Origin of the sequence: Listeria grayi DSM 20601 (genome assembly GCF_000148995.1) — a bacterium.
GTDB lineage: Bacteria > Bacillota > Bacilli > Lactobacillales > Listeriaceae > Listeria > Listeria grayi.
Genome location: NZ_GL538352.1, coordinates 1226096 through 1244391, shown reverse-complemented (window position 1 = coordinate 1244391; position 18296 = coordinate 1226096). Strand labels below are relative to the sequence as shown.

At 41.1% G+C, this 18296-nt stretch carries 19 protein-coding genes and 2 pseudogenes; 14 read left to right on the top strand and 7 right to left on the bottom strand.

The window, feature by feature from the left end:
* Positions 1 to 3: 3 nt before the first annotated feature.
* Positions 4 to 1229 (bottom strand): annotated as a pseudogene (gene istA, locus HMPREF0556_RS06235) (IS21 family transposase).
* Positions 1230 to 1329: 100 nt separating this feature from the next.
* On the opposite strand from istA, the pseudogene HMPREF0556_RS06230 reads away from it, so the two are divergent.
* Together HMPREF0556_RS06230 and HMPREF0556_RS13830 are read left to right on the top strand one after the other, a co-directional pair.
* Positions 1330 to 2169: pseudogene (locus HMPREF0556_RS06230) on the top strand (MucBP domain-containing protein); the annotation flags it as partial.
* A gap of 117 nt (positions 2170 to 2286) precedes the next feature.
* The gene (locus HMPREF0556_RS13830) at positions 2287 to 2400 is read left to right on the top strand and encodes an LPXTG cell wall anchor domain-containing protein (RefSeq protein WP_440589913.1); all 114 of its coding nucleotides are present in this window, start codon (positions 2287 to 2289) and stop codon (positions 2398 to 2400) included.
* A gap of 47 nt (positions 2401 to 2447) precedes the next feature.
* On the opposite strand, the gene HMPREF0556_RS06225 is transcribed toward HMPREF0556_RS13830, so the two are convergent.
* Positions 2448 to 2810, bottom strand: coding sequence for a DUF1634 domain-containing protein (locus HMPREF0556_RS06225; RefSeq protein ID WP_003756584.1), 363 nt, complete (start codon positions 2808 to 2810; stop codon positions 2448 to 2450).
* Complete coding sequence (locus tag HMPREF0556_RS06220) at positions 2810 to 3649, bottom strand: sulfite exporter TauE/SafE family protein (RefSeq protein WP_003756581.1); 840 nt, start codon at positions 3647 to 3649, stop codon at positions 2810 to 2812. The genes HMPREF0556_RS06225 and HMPREF0556_RS06220 overlap by 1 nt, the downstream gene beginning before the upstream one ends.
* A 125-nt stretch (positions 3650 to 3774) precedes the next feature.
* On the opposite strand from HMPREF0556_RS06220, the gene HMPREF0556_RS06215 reads away from it, so the two are divergent.
* The 4 genes from HMPREF0556_RS06215 to HMPREF0556_RS06200 all read left to right on the top strand — a co-directional run bounded on the left by HMPREF0556_RS06215 (position 3775) and on the right by HMPREF0556_RS06200 (position 7213).
* Positions 3775 to 4635 carry a LysR family transcriptional regulator gene (locus HMPREF0556_RS06215; protein ID WP_003756579.1) on the top strand — a complete coding sequence of 287 codons (861 nt, stop codon included), beginning with the start codon at positions 3775 to 3777 and terminating at the stop codon, positions 4633 to 4635.
* A gap of 161 nt (positions 4636 to 4796) precedes the next feature.
* Entirely contained in the window at positions 4797 to 5717 is a 921-nt protein-coding gene (locus HMPREF0556_RS06210) for a metal ABC transporter substrate-binding protein (protein WP_003756578.1), read from the top strand.
* A 15-nt stretch (positions 5718 to 5732) separates the two neighbouring features.
* A complete protein-coding gene (locus tag HMPREF0556_RS06205; RefSeq protein ID WP_003756576.1) occupies positions 5733 to 6437 on the top strand; it encodes a metal ABC transporter ATP-binding protein in 705 nt (234 codons plus the stop codon).
* Positions 6386 to 7213 (top strand): metal ABC transporter permease, encoded by an 828-nt coding sequence (locus HMPREF0556_RS06200; RefSeq protein WP_003756574.1) that lies wholly within the window; start codon positions 6386 to 6388, stop codon positions 7211 to 7213. The genes HMPREF0556_RS06205 and HMPREF0556_RS06200 overlap by 52 nt, the downstream gene beginning before the upstream one ends.
* 61 nt (positions 7214 to 7274) lie before the next feature.
* On the opposite strand, the gene HMPREF0556_RS06195 is transcribed toward HMPREF0556_RS06200, so the two are convergent.
* Entirely contained in the window at positions 7275 to 7811 is a 537-nt protein-coding gene (locus tag HMPREF0556_RS06195; protein WP_003756571.1) for a hypothetical protein, read from the bottom strand.
* A 195-nt stretch (positions 7812 to 8006) separates the two neighbouring features.
* On the opposite strand from HMPREF0556_RS06195, the gene HMPREF0556_RS06190 reads away from it, so the two are divergent.
* From HMPREF0556_RS06190 to HMPREF0556_RS06160, 7 genes are all read left to right on the top strand, one after another.
* Positions 8007 to 8825 (top strand): Cof-type HAD-IIB family hydrolase, encoded by an 819-nt coding sequence (locus HMPREF0556_RS06190; RefSeq protein ID WP_003756569.1) that lies wholly within the window; start codon positions 8007 to 8009, stop codon positions 8823 to 8825.
* Positions 8826 to 8895: 70 nt separating this feature from the next.
* The gene (locus tag HMPREF0556_RS06185; RefSeq protein WP_126320253.1) at positions 8896 to 9777 is read left to right on the top strand and encodes a C40 family peptidase; all 882 of its coding nucleotides are present in this window, start codon (positions 8896 to 8898) and stop codon (positions 9775 to 9777) included.
* Between the two features lie 12 nt (positions 9778 to 9789).
* On the top strand, positions 9790 to 10554 hold the full coding sequence (locus HMPREF0556_RS06180; protein ID WP_003756566.1) for a serine hydrolase: 765 nt from the start codon (positions 9790 to 9792) through the stop codon (positions 10552 to 10554).
* A gap of 18 nt (positions 10555 to 10572) precedes the next feature.
* Positions 10573 to 12216 carry a peptide ABC transporter substrate-binding protein gene (locus tag HMPREF0556_RS06175; RefSeq protein WP_003756564.1) on the top strand — a complete coding sequence of 548 codons (1644 nt, stop codon included), beginning with the start codon at positions 10573 to 10575 and terminating at the stop codon, positions 12214 to 12216.
* 13 nt (positions 12217 to 12229) lie between these two features.
* Complete coding sequence (locus HMPREF0556_RS06170; RefSeq protein WP_040486524.1) at positions 12230 to 13051, top strand: M55 family metallopeptidase; 822 nt, start codon at positions 12230 to 12232, stop codon at positions 13049 to 13051.
* A 121-nt stretch (positions 13052 to 13172) separates the two neighbouring features.
* Complete coding sequence (locus HMPREF0556_RS06165) at positions 13173 to 13532, top strand: MerR family transcriptional regulator (protein ID WP_003756560.1); 360 nt, start codon at positions 13173 to 13175, stop codon at positions 13530 to 13532.
* Positions 13532 to 14266: an SDR family NAD(P)-dependent oxidoreductase gene (locus HMPREF0556_RS06160; protein ID WP_003756557.1), complete on the top strand. Its 735-nt coding sequence runs from the start codon at positions 13532 to 13534 to the stop codon at positions 14264 to 14266. The genes HMPREF0556_RS06165 and HMPREF0556_RS06160 overlap by 1 nt, the downstream gene beginning before the upstream one ends.
* 997 nt (positions 14267 to 15263) lie before the next feature.
* Here HMPREF0556_RS06160 and HMPREF0556_RS06155 read toward each other — a convergent pair.
* Both HMPREF0556_RS06155 and HMPREF0556_RS06150 read right to left on the bottom strand, forming a co-directional pair.
* The gene (locus HMPREF0556_RS06155) at positions 15264 to 15512 is read right to left on the bottom strand and encodes a hypothetical protein (RefSeq protein ID WP_003756554.1); all 249 of its coding nucleotides are present in this window, start codon (positions 15510 to 15512) and stop codon (positions 15264 to 15266) included.
* Positions 15513 to 15526: 14 nt separating this feature from the next.
* Complete coding sequence (locus HMPREF0556_RS06150; protein WP_003756552.1) at positions 15527 to 16711, bottom strand: MFS transporter; 1185 nt, start codon at positions 16709 to 16711, stop codon at positions 15527 to 15529.
* 271 nt (positions 16712 to 16982) lie between these two features.
* On the opposite strand from HMPREF0556_RS06150, the gene HMPREF0556_RS06145 reads away from it, so the two are divergent.
* Positions 16983 to 17642 carry a Crp/Fnr family transcriptional regulator gene (locus HMPREF0556_RS06145; RefSeq protein ID WP_003756551.1) on the top strand — a complete coding sequence of 220 codons (660 nt, stop codon included), beginning with the start codon at positions 16983 to 16985 and terminating at the stop codon, positions 17640 to 17642.
* Between the two features lie 64 nt (positions 17643 to 17706).
* Here the strand turns inward: HMPREF0556_RS06145 and HMPREF0556_RS06140 are convergent, their stop codons facing one another.
* Positions 17707 to 18198, bottom strand: a complete 492-nt coding sequence (locus HMPREF0556_RS06140) for a hypothetical protein (RefSeq protein ID WP_003756549.1) — start codon at positions 18196 to 18198, stop codon at positions 17707 to 17709.
* Positions 18199 to 18296: the final 98 nt, after the last annotated feature.

Below are 18296 nucleotides of genomic sequence, written 5' to 3'. Positions count from 1 at the left end.
TCCTTATAGATCGTCATATGCATGTAAATTATCATCGACAAATCGCTCTAATTCTTCATCTTCTAAATATTTAAATACATCGGAACGCAAAATTTCAAGCGAGTCTTCGCGTTGATAATTAAGCGCTTTTTCACTTATAGGATGGGTTCGAATACATTTATCCCCATACCAAACAAATAGATTGTCCCTACGAATATCTAACGTCACTTCTTTCCCAATATATTTAACAGGAACAGAATATTTAGCATTTTGATATTGAACCATGGACTCCATCGATACCTTTCTCAGTAGACGTTTATTTCTAGAAACATAGCTGAGCAATTCTAAACGATGGATGGGAGCTAGTATGGGAAGCTCTTCCTTTAGTAAAACCGTCGGTTTGTTGTGGATGGCTTGTGAGACGGAGCCATTCAGATCTGCATCAATTCATATATGATCTGTTTTAACTCTTGTACATCTGTAAATTCATAATTAAAGACCATTAAACGCTCAACTGTTCGGGCTAATGCTTCCACTTTCCCTTTTGTTTGGGGTCTAAAAGGACGACAAGCAATCGGATGGAATCCAGCATCTTTCGCAAATTGCCGGAATTTTTCATTGAAAACAGTTTGTGTGAATTGACTCTTACTACGGTCGACAACGGTTTTCATATTGTCAAACCAAATTTCTTGAGGAATACCGTTTCCGCAATATTCAAAGGCATTGACTAAACACTGAAAAACCGTCGGTTGTGTTCGATCAAAAGTGAGCTCTAAGTACTTCATTCTTGAGTAACCAAGAATATAGAGAAAAATATTGAAATAAAACACTTCACCGTCTCGGCTAACCATTTTAACGTTTTCTTTCCAATCTACTTGAGCAGAAAGACCGGGTGTGGTCTCAATACGAATCGTTGCTTTTTGTACTTTTTCTTCCCGGTATTTACGACAATAACGTTTAATCGTTGTATAACTCCCTTTATAACCTTTTTTACCTAAGAAATAAAAGATAGAAGCTGCCGAACAATTTAATTCTAATTTATCACGAATAATTTCTTCAAAACCATGAAGCAAAGGAGGGACCGAAGGTTTTCTCTCTCTAAGCTTATCTAAATCCCCCGTCAATCCAGCTTCATAATAGCGTTTAACCGTTCGATAATCACAATTATATTGTTTGGCAAGGGCTGCGAAATTAGGATGAATTTCATTCATAATGTGTAGTAACACTCCTTCTAAGACATCTTTTCTCATGATTCACTCTCCTTGGATAGTTTCATGAAAAAGAATATCAGATTTGTCATGTACCTACATTTTCGATGGCCCTTTTCCTACATTTTAATATGGCCCTTTACAAAAAGCAGACGGAGCGTCAGTAACAGTGAAATATGAAGACGAAAAAGGTAATGAGCTAGCACCGAGTGAGAAACTGAGCGGAAAACTAGACGCTCCATACGAAACAACAGCGAAAAACATTGCCGGTTGGACAGTGAAAACGACTCCAAACAATGCACAAGGTACTTTCACGGATAAAGAACAGACTGTGACATACGTTTACGAAAAAGCAGATGGCGCGTCAGTAACAGTGAAATACGAAGACGACAAAGGTAACGAGCTGGCACCGAGCGAAAAACGGAGCGGAAAACTAGATGCTCCATACGAAACAACGGCGAAAAATATCGCCGGTTGGACAGTGAAAACGACTCCAAACAATGCACAAGGTGTTTTCACGGATAAAGAACAGACCGTAACGTATGTTTACGAAAAAGCAGACGGCGCGTCAGTAACAGTGAAATACGAAGACGACAAAGGTAACGAGCTGGCACCGAACGAAAAATTGAGCGGAAAATTAGATGCTCCATATGAAACAACGGCGAAAAACATCGTCGGTTGGACGGTGAAAACGACTCCAAGCAATGCGCAAGGTACTTTCACGGATAAAGAACAGACCGTGACATACGTTTACGAAAAAGCAAACGGAGCGGCAGTAACAGTAAAATATGAAGACGAAAAAGGTAACGAGTTAGCACCAAGCAAAAAATTAAGCGGAAAATTAGACACTCCATATGAAACAACGGCGAAAAACATTGCTGGTTGGAAACTTGTGGCTGCTCCAAGCAATGCCGAAGGGAAATTCACTGCAAAAGAACAAACTGTCGTTTATGTATATAAGAAAGCAAGTGATAAGAATAAACCTTCTGTACCTAAGAAACCAGATAAACAAGGGGATAAGAAGGCAAAGCCAACCAAGAAAACGCCAAAGAAAAATTATAAAAATACGCCTAAGAATCAAAAAAATGATCCGGAAAAAATCCATTTACCTTCCACAGGAGATGTATGGATGGATTCAGCCATCTATATACTGGCAGGTCTAAGCGCACTGATTGCAGGTGCGGTTCTGATCCGAAGAAGAAAACATGTATAAAATAAAGAAAAGCACTTTGTCGAAATAATGACAAAGTGCTTTTCTTATCAGTGATGACCGATAAAGAAACTAATGATCAAAATAATCAGTACGATAACGGTAATAATCACATATAGCCAGTCTTTTTCTTTATAAAACGAATAAATCGACACGACAACACGCAAGACAGGCGTCAAAATCAAGACGAACAAACCAAGCATGATGATCGCAAAAGCTTTTCCGGCAAAAATACCGCTGAAAATAGTCTGGAAAGTAACCGGATAATGACCGGCAGCATAGCCGGATTCGCCTGTGATCAGATAGAGGAGCAAGCCGAGCAAGATGATCACAGCTGCTGTCACAACCCCAATACGAAGGACTTTCCCGATAACGAGTTCGATTTTCTTTAATTCATCGTCAAGCGCAGTCATTAGAATTTCACCCCAAATCCGTTTAGAATCATTTGGATACCAATGTAGAATAGAATCGGAATGAAGATCATACGAATCCATTTAGCTGGCAAAATCTGCATGATGCGAGAGCCGAGCGTTGCACCGATCAAGACTCCTAATGCCACTGGTGCAGCTATTTCCGGACGAATCGAGCCGTTGAAAAAATAAACGGTCGCGCTGGCTGCTGCTGTGACACCCATCATCAAGTTGCTGGTCGCGCTAGAAGGTTTGAGCGGCATTTTCATAAAAGTATCTAATGCCATCACTTTAAAAGCGCCACTGCCGATTCCAAGTAGCCCGCTAGCAAGGCCGGCTCCGAACATCACGCTGAATCCGGAGGGCACGTGTTCGACGCGATAATCGACGTCTTTGCGAAGTGCTTTATCATAATAAGTGCTGTCGAGCTTTAGTTTTTCTGCGATCTTATCTGGCTCCTTATTGAGTTGCTCGGTTTTTTTGGAACGCAGTTTGATAATCATGTTGGTTGCGGAATAAACAAGTAAAAGTCCAAATAAAATATACATAAAAGTAGCGTTCAGCACGCCTGTCAAAACGGCACCGAGAATCGCACCAATTGTTGTCGCGATCTCTAGAAACATTGCGACGCGCAAATTGAGCATTCGATCTCGCAAATAAGCAATCGTCGAGCCAGAGCTGGTGGCGATAACTGAAATGATGCTGGCGCCGATCGCATATTTGATGTCTAGCCCGAAAACAAGCGTCAATACAGGAGTCAAGATGATCCCGCCGCCTAATCCCAATATGGAGCCCAAAATACCCGCAAGAATACTGAACCCGAATATCCCTAGTGTAACCATGTTTACATTTCCCCATTTCTGCTTCTTGTAGCTTTATTTTAGCATAATCGTTATAATATAAAAAATACATATTTCAATGAGCTTTCATATTTTTTTCGTATGGCAATTTATAAGGGGGAAGCAGAATGAACCTCAAACAGCTGGAATATTTTTTAGCAATCGTGGAAGAAGGACAAATCACTGCGGCAGCGCAAAAACTTCATATCAGTCAGCCACCGCTCAGTTATCAGATTCATTTGTTAGAAAAAGAACTAGGTGCTAAAGTCTTTGTTCGTGGCAGCAAGGGAATCACGCTGACGGAATCAGGCAAACAATTGAAGCAACGGGCCGAGCAGATCTTATCTTTAGCAGAATTGACAAAAAACGAGATCGGAAAATATCAGCAGGGGAAATCAGGGACGTTGCGGATCGGGACAGTTTCTACTTCGGCAGGATTGCTGCCAAATAAAGAAATGCAGCAGTTGACCGCGGATTATCCGCATATCCATTTCGAGATATATGAGGATAATACATTCAATATCTTGGACAAGCTTAAAAACGGCATGATCGAACTGGGCGTGGTAAGAACGCCATTTAACAATCAAAATATCGAGGGCAAGTATTTCAATACTGAACCAATGATCGCCGTCTTTAGCGAGCTTCCGCAATCATGGTCCAAAAAAGAAACGGTTGCTCTAGCAGATTTGAGCGAACAGCCATTAGTTATCTATAGACGATTTGAACAGTTGATCCATGCTACATTTGCTGATCAACAGCTCCATACCTTTATAAGCTGTACTTGTGATGATGGCCGTACAGCGATCACATGGGCAAAGTCAGGCATGGGAATTGCGATCGTGCCGGCGTCGATCGGTAAAATGATGAAAGTCGATAAAGCGAATTATAAAACCATTGATTATCCCGAATGGTGGACAAAGCTAGCGATCATCTGGTTGGCAGAAGCGGAACTTTCCCCACTTGCAAAGCGTCTGACCGAACTTTTTTAAAATAATGCTTGACCAGCTTTTTAACGCGTGGTAAACTTTAAATCGAAATGATTACGATTTGAGCGGTTAATAAATATAACAAAGGATTTCGCTTATACATAAAGTTATATCTTCTTTTTTGCTCCTTAAATCGTAATAATTCCGAATAAGGAGTGTGGAAAATGAAAAAATTAAGTCTTATTATCAGTGTTTTAACCATTCTGCTCGTTTTAGCAGCGTGCGGCAATTCTGGGTCAAGTTCGAGCAAAAAACTGCAAGTAGTGACGACTTTTTATCCGATGTATGATTTTACAAAGAATATAACAGGCAATAACGCCGACATCCATATGTTGATCGAAGCCGGTACAGAACCGCATGATTATGAACCAAGTGCGAAAGACATCGCGAAAATTGAAGAAGCGGACGTCTTCGTATATAATAGTAATGATATGGAGACTTGGGTTCCGAAAGTGCTGAAAAATATCGATAGAAAGAAAACAACGGTCATCGAGGCAAGTAAAGGAATCAAACTTTTGGAAGGTGTGGAAGAAGAGGAAGAGCATGGCGACGACCACGGTCATGCACATGATCCACATGTTTGGTTGAGTCCTGCATTAGCGCAAAAAGAAGTTGCCACTATCGAAGCGGGCCTTAAAAAAGCAGATAAAAAACGTACTAGCACATATGAAAAAAATGCAAAAACGTACACAGCGAAATTGGAAAAACTGGATAATGACTTCAAAGACGGTTTGAAAGGCGCAAAAAACCGTGATTTTGTAACTCAGCACGCTGCCTTCCAATATTTAGCAAAAGAATATGATCTACACCAAATTGCGATCGCAGGTCTATCACCTGACCAAGAGCCTAGTCCGAAACGTTTAGCTGAATTGCAAAAGTTCGTGAAAAAGCATGACACTAAGATCATTTATTTTGAAGAAGTAGCATCACCGAAGATCGCGCAGACACTTGCAGATGAAACAGGTGCGAAAATGGAAGTACTGAGCCCGATCGAGGGAATCACTGCAAAAGAACAAAAACAAGGAATCGATTATATTTCTTATATGGAAGATAATTTAAAAGCATTACAAAAAACCATCAAATAAAAGGATCGAGCGAATTTGAATTATATTGAAGTAGACGACGTGACATTCAAATACGAAGAAGAACCTGTGCTAGAGAACATTTCCTTTCAAGTGAAGGCAGGCGAATTTGTTATCCTGACAGGCGAAAATGGAGCAGCGAAAACGACGTTGCTCCGTCTTGTTTTGGGATTGTTGAAGCCAGATAACGGCGCGGTAAAACTAGCTAAAAAAAATACAGAAGGAGGCAGACTGCTTACCGGATATGTTCCGCAGCAGATCGCTTCTTTCAATGTGGGTTTTCCCAGCACGGTCTTGGAATTGGTAACATCAGGCAGATATCCAAACGGAAAGTGGTTCAAGCGGTTACGAGAAGAGGATAAAATGCATGTTGAAAAGGCGTTAAAGTCTGTCAACATGTGGGATTATCGTCATAAGCGGATCGGAGAGCTATCTGGCGGACAAAAGCAGCGAATCTGCTTAGCACGAATGTTTGCGACGGACCCGGATCTGCTTCTGCTTGACGAGCCGTCGACGGCTATGGATAAAGAAAGTAAGGCGAGGTTTTATGATCTCTTGAAGCACGAATCTTCTAAGCATGGCAAGTCGATCTTGATGATCACCCACGACAGCGACGATATGATCGATTATGCAGACCGGCATATTCGCTTGGTTCGAAAGGAGGATGTCCCTTGGAGATGTTTCTCTATGGATTCATGCAGCGCGCATTCCAAGCCTCAATGATCATTGCGATCATTGCACCGCTGCTTGGAGTGTTCTTGATCTTGCGTAGACAATCTTTGCTGGCGGATACGTTATCCCATGTCTCGCTGGCAGGGGTAGCACTCGGATTGATCATCAATGTAAATCCGACATTCACGACGTTGCTCGTTGTCGTGATCGCAGCACTTGGAATCGAATATCTGCGAATGATCTACCAAAGCTATTCCGAGATCTCTATTGCGATCTTAATGGCAGGAGGTCTTGCTGTCGCGCTTGTTTTGATGAGCCTGAACGAAGGAGGCATAACAACGAGTGTCCAGCAATATTTGTTTGGATCGATCGTCACGATCACCGCGCAGCAGGTAAAGATCCTCGCTGTCTTAGGGATCGCGATCGTCATCTTATTCCTTGTTTTCCGTAGGATCATGTACGTCTTGACGTTCAACGAAGACATTGCGCAGGCAGACGGATTGCCTGTTAAACTGATCTCCCTGTTATTCAGTGTCATCACCGGGATTTCGATCTCTGTTATCATGCCGATTGCAGGAGCACTGCTTGTTTCAGCGCTGATGGTACTTCCGGCAGCGATCGGGATGCGGCTATCACGAAGCTTTATCTTCTGTGTCATCAGTGCGATCATTGTTGGTGTGATCGGGATGTTCACTGGATTGGTATCCTCATATGAATTGGGAACACCGCCGGGAGCTTCTATAACGCTGATGTTTATTGTATTATTTATATTGATCGCGATTTGGAAGCGAGTATCGCTATTTATTCGGAAAAGGAAAAATAATTAAACATTAAAAAAGCCCGTATGTAGACCATTTTGAATGGGTTCTGCTTCGGGTCTTTTTTTCGTCAAAGAAGCCGGACGAATCGGCGATGCAGATAATAACTCACACCTAAACAAGCCAGCTCCGTGAGTAGCAGTATGTAGATCAAGCTTTGCCAAGAAGTTTGAATGATCTCATGCTGGTCATTTACTTTCTGAAGTAAAGCGACTTTGATGCTTACCATCTTACCGTTTGCTTGCTTATAGGGCGTATTGATGAGCGTACCGCGAAAAAAATCTTTGCCTACTCGGATCGTTGAAGGATGATTCAACTTCAAAGAACCCTCAGAAAGAGTAGCGAAATTCGTTTTTGTATCATCTGCCAGTTCGATCTTTTTGCTGCTGTCAGTGAAGTAGATCTTCGTGATCCGATCTTGTTTCTGCTCATGCAAAAAATTCGTTTTCTTTAAACGCAATGTCAAACTGTTTTTGCTGAATTCAAGATGGTTATCGATTTTACTATAAACGACATGCTTTATTTGAAAGGCCAAGACAGTTCCGAGGATGAGAAAGATAAAAGTGATGCTTATTAGAAAAAGAATAGATAATTTCCATTTTTTCATGAATGAACGCCTACTTCCGTATTTGATTCTGTTTTTTTAGTATACCTAATTACGGGGGATTTAAAAAGAATCAAACCTTTTATGGGCCGGGAAATGACAGTTTCGTTGTGAGAATGAAAATAGATACGACCCGCTAAATTTTGATGAACATGTTATATTAGATAGTGAGAAGAAACAACAGAAGGAGAGAGATACATGTATAAACTGGTAGCAATCGATATTGATGGAACGTTATTAAATGGAGCGCACGAGTTGGTAGAAGAAGTCAAACAGGCGATCATAGAGGCTGGACGCATGGGTGTGAAGATCGTTTTGTGTACGGGCAGACCGCTTTCAGGGATCAGACGCTATCTGGGAGAACTGGATCTACTGCATGTAGGTGATTACGCAGTGACTTTTAATGGCGGTATGGTACTGGAAACGGAGACGGAGAAAGTACTGAAGTCATTTGCACTGGAACTTCCAGAAGTGAAAGAGATCTTTGACTTCTGCTTAGCGAATGATGCGAATATCACGTATTTCGATGCTAATCATATGTATACCCCACATCGCCATATTGCACCGATTACTTGCGAGGATGCATTACTGCTGCAAACGCCGCTATACTATCAGCCTGCAGAGGAAATAACTGCGGAGATGGATATCGCGAAAATCATGGTATTGAATGATCCGATTCAGATCAATCAATTGATTGCTTCTTTAACAGATGAACTCAAGGAAAAATATTATATCGTCAACAGCGTACCCTACAATTTGGAATTTCTGAAAAAAGGTGTCAATAAGGGGACGGCTTTACAAGCGCTCGCGGAATCATTAGGAATCGAACGCAGCGAAGTAATGGCGATCGGGGATGCTGTCAATGACCTTGAGATGCTGCGCTATGCGGGGCTGGGCGTTGTGATGGGAAATGCTTCAGCAGACATCAAAGCAGTAGCTGACTTTGAGACAAAAACCAATAACGAAGCTGGTGTTGCTTATGCGATCCGTCATTTCATCGAGGGAATCGCCAAGTAAGAAGGACTTGGTTTGCAACCGCTATTTCTATCGCCTATAATAAAAGTAAGCGTTACAAAGGGGGATGCACATGGAAAAAAGAGTTATTATCAAAAGCAAAGCGTTCTTATGGTCCACTAACAAAGAGAATGAGATCGCAAAGCGTATCACCATGGAAAATCCGCTTTTGCTTGGACACATTACGAAACAAGAAGCAATGGAGCTTTACGAAAATCGCTTGGTTGTTTCCGAACTACTTTATGGCGATGTCGTGGAAGTGATCAGCACAGATAAGAAATTTGCGAAAGTAGTGGTGCCGGAGCAAAAATCTTTCCAAGATGAAAAAGGCTATCCCGGTTATATCGCTTTGGCAGATCTTGGACCGATCCCAGAAAACTATCCGGAAACTCGCAAAGCAGGGGTTATTTCCAAGACAGCTGAGTTAGCATTTGAAGCTGGTATCAGCCAAGAGATCTCGTTCGGAACGATATTGCGTGTGGGTAAAGAGAATCCGTATACATATACCGTATTCACACCGCATGGCAAAGCCGAGATCCCGAAAATATCGGTAATGCTACATGAAGAAGTAAGTAGAGAAGCAATCGTGCGAAATGTGATCCATTCAGCACGGAAGTTTTTGGAACTGCCTTATGTCTGGGCAGGCACGAGCGCGGCGGGATTTGACTGTTCCGGCTTTGTATATGCCTTATTTCGGACATATGGGATCTGGATCAGCCGTGATGCAGAAGAACAATCCCATGAAGGGAAACATGTCGATTATGCGGATGCAAAACCAGGCGATCTGCTGTTCTTTGCTTATGAAGAAGGCAAAGGCGCTGTTCATCATGTCGGTTTGTATTTAGGCAGTGACCAAATGATCCATTCGCAGACACCAGGTTCCAAGGTCATCATCACGAAACTCAGCGGAACCAATTACGAAACGGAATTATGCACAGTAGCTCGTCATTTTTAAGGAGGCGGCGGTATGGATTTAGCCGACATGAAGCAGCCGCCTTTTGAATATGGGCTGCTGATCGCAAATGAAGAGAAGATTCTTTATGCTGAAAAGAGCGAGAAACTATTTCCGTCAGCAAGTCTGATAAAACTCGCTGTATACGCGTATTATTATGAACTTATCTGCGAAGGGAAAATAACAGCGGCCAAAATAGTTGTTGTTTCGCCAGAAGCTTATCCAGGCGGGGCAGGTATTCTCGCGCTGCTTCCACAAAAAGACCGCTGGACGATCGAGGAATTATTAACACTGATGATCGCCGTTTCAGACAATGCAGCTACCAATCTGCTCATCGAAGAAGTGGGAATGTCGACAATCCAAAAATGGCTGCAGTTAAAAGGCTGGGATTCTGATGTCCAACTCAATAGATTGATGATGGCAAAGACGAAGCCGGATAATTATGTGAATGCCTCCGGAGCACTGGCATTACTGCGATTTATTTTTTCACTAGGTAGGGGACAAAACGAACTAAAGCACGCGATCCAACGTCCCTTTTTTAACCAGCAACACCGTAGTAACTTACCGGGGGGACTGGACGAATATGGGATATCAGAACTACGAATCGGCAACAAGACGGGAGAACTGGCAGCTGTAAAGCATGATGTAGCTGTTTTTTGTTATCAAGAAAAAACGATCTGGGCAGCGGCTCTTACGAAACACGATCATCAAGAAAACTGCGTTATTGAGTGGATGCAACATATCGGCAAGCAGATTTTCACTGTATTACAGGAAAGATGATGAGGAGGAGGAGCAAGGATGAAAAAGAAAATGACAAGCTTGTTAGTTCTAACAGTAGTATTGGCTGTGTTTATGGTAGGCTGTGGGAGCGGCAATAAGAGCGGCGCTGATGACAGCTCGAAAACATTAAAATTAATGGAAAATTCAGAAGTATCTTCAATGGATTCAGTACTTTCTCAAGATGTTCCCAGCTTCAATGCTCAGGGGCAAGTTTTTGAAGGTTTATATACATTAAATAAAAAAGATCAAGCTGTCCCAGCGGTAGCCAAAGAAATGCCGAAACTTAGCAAAGATAAGAAAACCTATACCATTCATTTGCGAAATAATGCAAAGTGGTCGAATGGAACCGCAGTAACGGCAAAAGACTTTGTATTTGCATGGCGCAAACTCGCGAATCCCGATACAGCAGCGCAATATGCCTTTTTACTAGATGGCACGATCGAGAATGGCACGGCGATCATCAATAATAAAAAGGACCCTAAGACATTAGGCGTCAAAGCGGTGGATGATCATACACTAGAAATAAAATTAGAAAGACCGGTTCCCTATTTCACTTCTTTACTGGCATTTAATGTGTTCTATCCGCAAAATGAAGCATATGTGAAAAAACAAGGCGACAAATACGCCCAAAGCAGTGAACGAATGATCTATAACGGTCCATTCACATTAAGCAAATGGACAAATACTGCTAAAAAATGGACAATGACTAAAAACCCTAAGTATTGGGATAAAAAACACGTGAAATCAGAGCATTTAGAATTTAACGCGGTCAAAGCACCAAACACCGCTGTTAATCTATACGATACCAATAAATTAGATGTGGCAACGCTATCCGGTGATTATGCCGCACAAAAACAAAACAACAAAGATTATCATTCCATGGTCGATGCTTACGTGACGCATTTGAAACTCAATCAAGAGCGAGACGGCAAAAAAACTCCGTTGGCGAATGAAAATTTGCGTAAAGCAATAGCTCTGGCGGTCGATAAGGAAACACTCATCAAAAAAGTGCTGGCTGATGGGTCCAAAGCAATCTATGGCTATGTACCAGAAAAATTCGTTACCAACCCGAAAACGGGAGAAGATTTCCGTAAAGAAAGCGGGAATTATATGGAACACAATGAAAAAGAAGCCAAGACCTATTTAGATAAAGCCAAACAAGAACTAGGCAAATCCATTCAATTGGAGATCTTGAACTCTGACTTGGAATCTAGTAAAAAAGTGGCTGAGTACCTACAAGGTCAACTGGAAAAATCCTTGCCGGGCGTGACGATCAAACTAAAAACAGTTCCGAAGAAGAACCTGCTGCAACAAACGCGTGATCAGGATTATGAGATCGCCCTTTCCAATTGGGGACCAGATTTCCAAGATCCGCTAACTTTCTTGGGCAACTATACGACTGGAAATACGTATAATGCGACAGGTTATTCCAATAAGGACTATGATAAGAAAATAAAAGATGCGTCCACCACACTAACGGTCGATCCTGAAAAACGCTGGGAAACTTTTATTGGCGCAGAAAAACAACTGATCGAAACAGATGCTGTGATCGTACCGCTTTATCAAACCGCGATCACGAACTTGCAGAAAAATAATGTAAGAGGAATCGTCCACCATAATTTCGGCACGACTTTTTCCTACAAAGAAGCGTATTTAAAATAAGGAGATGCAAAAAATGAAATTATGGGTTTCAGTAGATATGGAAGGCATAAACGGTTTGCCAGATGATACATTTGTCGACTCGAGCAAATACAACTACACGCGCGGACAGCGGATCATGACCCAAGAAGCAAACTGGGTCGTAGAAGAAGCATTTCGAGCAGGCTATGACGAAGTGATTCTCAATGACAGCCATTCTAAAATGAACAATTTGCTGGTTGAGGATATTCACCCGCAGGCAAAACTGATCAGCGGGGATGTGAAACCAATGTCGATGGTACAAGGTTTAGATGAAAGTGCCGATGCAGCTGTCTTTCTGGGGTATCATTCGCGAGCAGGTCAGCCGGGTGTGATGAGCCATTCCATGACGGCCGGTGTGCGCCATTTCAAAATCAATGACCAGATCATCGGCGAGTTTGGTTTCAATGCTTATGTAGCAGGCTATTACGGTGTTCCAGTCATTTTAGTTAGTGGGGATGATCAGATCGCTGCCGAAGCAGCACAGCTGATCGATGGCATCGAAACTGCGATCGTAAAAGAAGCAGTTTCCAGATCCTCCGCTATCGTGTATTCACTGGCCGAAAGCGAACGAATCGTCCGGGAAGCAGCCGAAAAAGCCTTTTCCGGTAATAAAGCGGTACTATTGACGCCACCAGAAAAGCCTGTGCTGAAAATCGAGTTTTGTAATTACGGGCAAGCCGAATGGGCATCTATGATCCCGAAATCCAAGATCGTGGAGGAAACGACAGTGGAATTTCAAGCAGACACGATCGTGGAAGCGTATCAAGCAATGATCGCAATGACAGAATTAGCGATGAAATGTGCGTTTTCTTCCTAAAATAAGCAATAGTCGCGTGAAAACTTTTAGCGGTTTTCACGCGCTTTTTTGAAAAGAAAAGTTTTTCTTGTTGACATAAAGTCAACTTTACCTTGTATAGTCATAAAGTGAGGTGAGAACGATGTACCAAATATCAGAAGCAGCAAGGCAGGTAGGCATCTCGATCCCAACGATCCGCTACTATGAAAAACTCGGTCTGATCGATGAAGCACCTAAGAATGAACGGGGCTATAAACTTTACAGCCAAACCGCGATCCACTATCTCGGCTTTATTGTGAACTTGCGGGAAACGGATATGTCGCTGGAGAAAATCAAACGTTATGTCGATGCATATAAAGCAGGCGATAATGCAGAATGCTATGCGATCTTGCAAGCACATGCTCTAGAGGTCGAATCAGAACTGCAAAAGCGGCAGCAGATCCTGACAAAGATCCATTACAAAGTCTCTCACTTTAATAAACTTAAAGGTGGCGGAAAATAATGCAAAATCCATTAAATAATGGTGGAAGTGCAAGAACAACAACGACTGATGTGATCAAAGGTATCGATTTAAAAGGAAAAATCGTTGTTGTAACAGGCGGGACAGCAGGTCTAGGACTAGAAACAGTCAGGACTCTTGCCAGCGCGAACGCTGAAGTAGTGGTGTTTGCAAGAAATCTATCCAAAGCAAAACAAGCATTAATAGACCTGCCACAAGTAACACTATATCAAACTCCTGTAGATCTCAGCGACAGAAAGACGATTGCTGGATTTACGGATTGGTTCCAAGCCAACTATCAGCAGCTAGATATCTTGATCAACTGTGCCGGCGTCATGGCTATCCCCTTTGCAAGAGATCCCCTCGGCAATGAACTGCAGATCTCAAGTAACTACTTAGGTCATTATTATTTGACGAAAGCATTGCTCCCATTGCTGAAAAAAACTGGCAATGCTCGGATAGTCAATCTATCTTCCCGCGCACATTGGCGTGCGCCATTTGATTTTGAAGACCCTAACTTCTTGGAAAAGCCTTATGATAAGTGGAAAGCATACGCGCAAGCAAAAACGGCAGTCGTCCTCTTCACGATTGCACTGGATAAACTTTACAAAGAATCAGGTATCCGCGCCTTTGCCGTGCATCCCGGCGGCATCGTGACAGGACTTTCTTCCAGCCTTACCGATGAAGAAATGTCAGCCATGGGAACGGCTAGGCGGTGTTTATTGCGAGAATGCTGATATTTCCCCCCTTTATACACCGGGAAATGAAGTTACTGGTGTGAAGGAGTATGCGATCGATAAGGAATTGGCGTTGGAGTTGTGGGAGAATACGGAAGGGTTGTTTCGTTAAGTAGGAGAAAAGCCAAGCTTCATAGAGCTTGGCTTTTTTTGTAGAATAGATAAAAATTGCGCATTGAAGAGCATGATTTTCTAGACGTAATGAAAAGCTGAAATGTTATCCAAGCGATAAAAGTTGGATTTTTGTCTATAAAAGAAACACTTTTTTGGGAAAACGTCACAGAATCTCCACAGCTTTTTTATCTTAACTGTGCTAAAATGGAAAAGATAATATTTGTAATTATCTGAATATTTATGCAGGAATTTAGAAAATAGACGGAGGTGGAAAAAATATTTAATTCAGATACAATAGGAATTCAGAATGAAAAAAAGGTAATAGGAAAAGGTAGTTTTTCTTTTTTGTATTTGATTCTAGGAATATTGTGGGCATTTACTTGGAAAGATAAACGATTGGAGATAAAGTATTAGCATATGTAAATCTTCCGGCGTGGTCACATGGAGATGCTGGAAATCATTATACAATGTTTTATGCACTACCGCTATTTGTAATAGCACTATTCTTATCACTAAGATACCCAAATCATTTTTTGGCAGTATCAAGTAAATATATTACATGTATAATTCTGTATTTGTATGTTTTATTTTTCCTCTCTGGAATGTTATAAAATCAATTTAAACTCGTCAGAGATTTAAAGGTGAAAAACTTAATTCTAATAACACCAGTAATAATTTTAATATATCAGATTTTGTACAGGCATAAGAAATAAAGCGAGCCTATCGAATTGAAATTTACATAAAAGTGACGTTGGGATGTTCTTGCATGGAGTATATACGAGTCAATGCCCAATGTGATCACAATGGCAAAATCAAGTAAAAGCATATACAAACAAAAAACTCCGCCATCACTAGGCAGAGTTTTTTGTTCGCCTTTCAACCATCAAGAAGTTGTAAAATAGTTCGCTTGCCATCTTGCGAGTAGTTTTTGTGTATCTGCCGCAGACAAAGATTTATATCCGATGATCTGCTCTCTTGCGACTTTCAAACTTTCAAAATGATCGATGAGCTGTTGTGCGGCGTTGTTGATGTAAACGTCCTTTAGCGTAACTAGTTTTCTTTCTTCGTCATCTGTGGATGCAATACCGACGATATAGCCGGCGGATGTGATCAATAGCATGTTGGGATTCATAACATACACTCCTTTTAAAGTTGATTTTGATTAATTGCAAAATATTTTTTATATAAAACCATATAGATAAAGATACAAGCTGCGGCAATGATTGCTGCAATAATATATAGACCTTGGAATGACATAATGCTATGGATTTCTCCCATGATGTAAGGGCCAACTCCTAAGCCTAGGTCAAGTCCGATAAAGTAGGTGGAGAGGCCAATACCGATCCGGTGTGGTTCGCAGACTTTCAAAGAGACTGCTTGCCCATTCGACATAAATGTTCCATAACCTAACCCGATCAAACCGCCGGAAAGCAGTAATACAAAGCTGTTGGAAGCGATACTTAGTACGAATAATCCGATAGCTAGAAAAATATAGCTGGGATACATGACATACCGTTCCCCTTTAAGGTCAAAAATTTTACCTGATAGTGGCCGGGTCGCAGTGATGACTAAAGCGTAAACGACGAAGAAGAAGGAACTTGCGCCAACAAGGTTGATCACTCTGGCGTAAGAAGCCAAGAATGTGAGTACCGTAGAATACGAGATCCCCATTAAAAAGGCAACAAAAGCGATTGGCAGCACTTTGTATTCGATAAAACTGGAAATGCTCCATTTTTGCAATGCTTTGCGGTGTTCTGCTGTTAAAACGATATTTTTTACTGGAAGATAGAAGCAGAGGACTGCGGTCAAGAAAATAATAATGGTGGAAAAGACAATAATCGTGTAAAAACTTGTTTTGCTGAGCAGGATCATGCCGATGAATGGACCGATCGCTGCTGCTAAACTGGTGCTCAACCCATAATAATTGATTCCTTCACCGTTTCTGGATTTAGGAATATAGGCTGTTACAATCGCATTGGTCGCGGTGGAAGTCGTACCATAAGCAAAACCGTTTAAAAAGCGTATCAGAAACATGACGAAAATCGAAGGCATATAAACATAAGCGATCGTGGTTACAAGGTAAAATAAGATGCCATATCGCAAGACTTGTTTTCGTCCGAATACTTCTAGTTTTTTCCCCATATAAAGCCGAGCCAGTAATGTACCAATAATATAAATGCCGGAAGCAAAGCCCGCTTGCCCTAGGGAGGCGTTTAGTTTTTCTTGGGCGATCACAGCGATGATGACCATCATCAAGTAATACACAAGATAAACAATAAAATTAATTAATGTGATTAAAATAAATCCTTTGTTGAATAATTTTTCTTTCATATAGTTGAATTTCCTTCCCTTATATAATTTATAATTGCTACAGAATTGTATGGAAAATTTGTTCGCAGGGAGATGATTTGCCTCTGCTGACAAGCATTATTATAGGGGGGATTTGTTTTTCTGACATTCCAGTTTGATATTCAACTACGATAAACACGAAAATGTATAACAAATGTTAAAAAAGAATCGTATGTATTTTTGTATGATAGGGTATAAATAATAAAAGGAAATGCGTAAAGGCAGGCGTTGAATAAAAAAAGGAGGTTAAGGGATGGATCATGAGATTCTTAGTAAATATGTAAGTTCAAATGATTTCCTTGTAACTACAAGAGGGAAACGTAAATATTTAACGTATGAAGGATTAGAAGATTCGTATGTATATATATTAAAAAAAGGGATTATCAAAACGAGTATTATTTCACGAGATGGCCGGGAGTTCAATTTGGAATATATCAATAAGCTGGATATCGTATCGCTCCTACGAGATGAGTATTCCCAATTCACTAATGCGCCTTTCAATATTCGTGTGGAATCGGATAGTGCGGAATTGTATCAAGTCGATCGAGTCCAGTTTTGGAAAGATGTCAATCAGGATGTGGAATTGCAGATCTATGTCAAAGATTATTACCGCACACGGCTGCTGCGCTCTATCAAAAAAATGCAGCAAATGCTGATGAATGGGAAATTGGGGGCAGTATGTACACAATTGTATGAACTATATAATTTATTCGGAGTGGAGATAGCAGAAGGAGAATACTTGATTGATTTCATGGTAAGCAATGAGGAGATCGGTCATTTTTGCGGAATCAACTCCGCCAGCAGTGTAAATCGGATCTTTCAGCAGTTGAAATCAGCGGGTGTTATCACAACGCGGAACCGGTGTATTATTATTAAAAAGCTGGAAGTTATTCAGGAACATGTGATTTTTTAGGCGGGTGCTTATATAAAAAACAGAGCTGCAATAATGCTCTGTTTTTTTGACCAAATTATTCGTATCAATACCAAAACCACTCTACTGGGAAATAAAAGAAATAGGGTGCGGTAAGTACAGCTAGAAGAATAGATAGACGTCGCGCGGTTTTAGGCGCTTCGTTTTTAAACACAAATTTACGATTAAAGTAATAGATCAGCCAGCCAACAAACGCGACAATGACTGTCATAAAGATTACAGTATCTACTCGCCAAAACACATTATACGCAATCGCATCAATAAAAGTTTTTTCTGAACCGTCATCATTCAGATAAAGGATAACAAGCGGTATCGCACCAATAATATCTGCTAGATAACCTAACAAAAACACTTTTAAGATATATTTTTTGTATTTCTTCCAAACTTGATCCGAAAAAATCCATAATCCTAACAAACAAACGATACTGTCGAAGATAAAGTTGGCGGGCAGCGTAAAGATAAGTATGGGTGGAAAAACAACGATCGCCCAGATAGGGAAAATCAAATTGTAAGCAACTACATCTTTATTTCGTTTCATTTATGACGCTTCCTTTCTGCTGGAAAAGCGGATACGTTTGAAGATCCCCTTTATTATAGCAGAGAACTAATAAGATAAAAAACACTTTCGTAACCAGC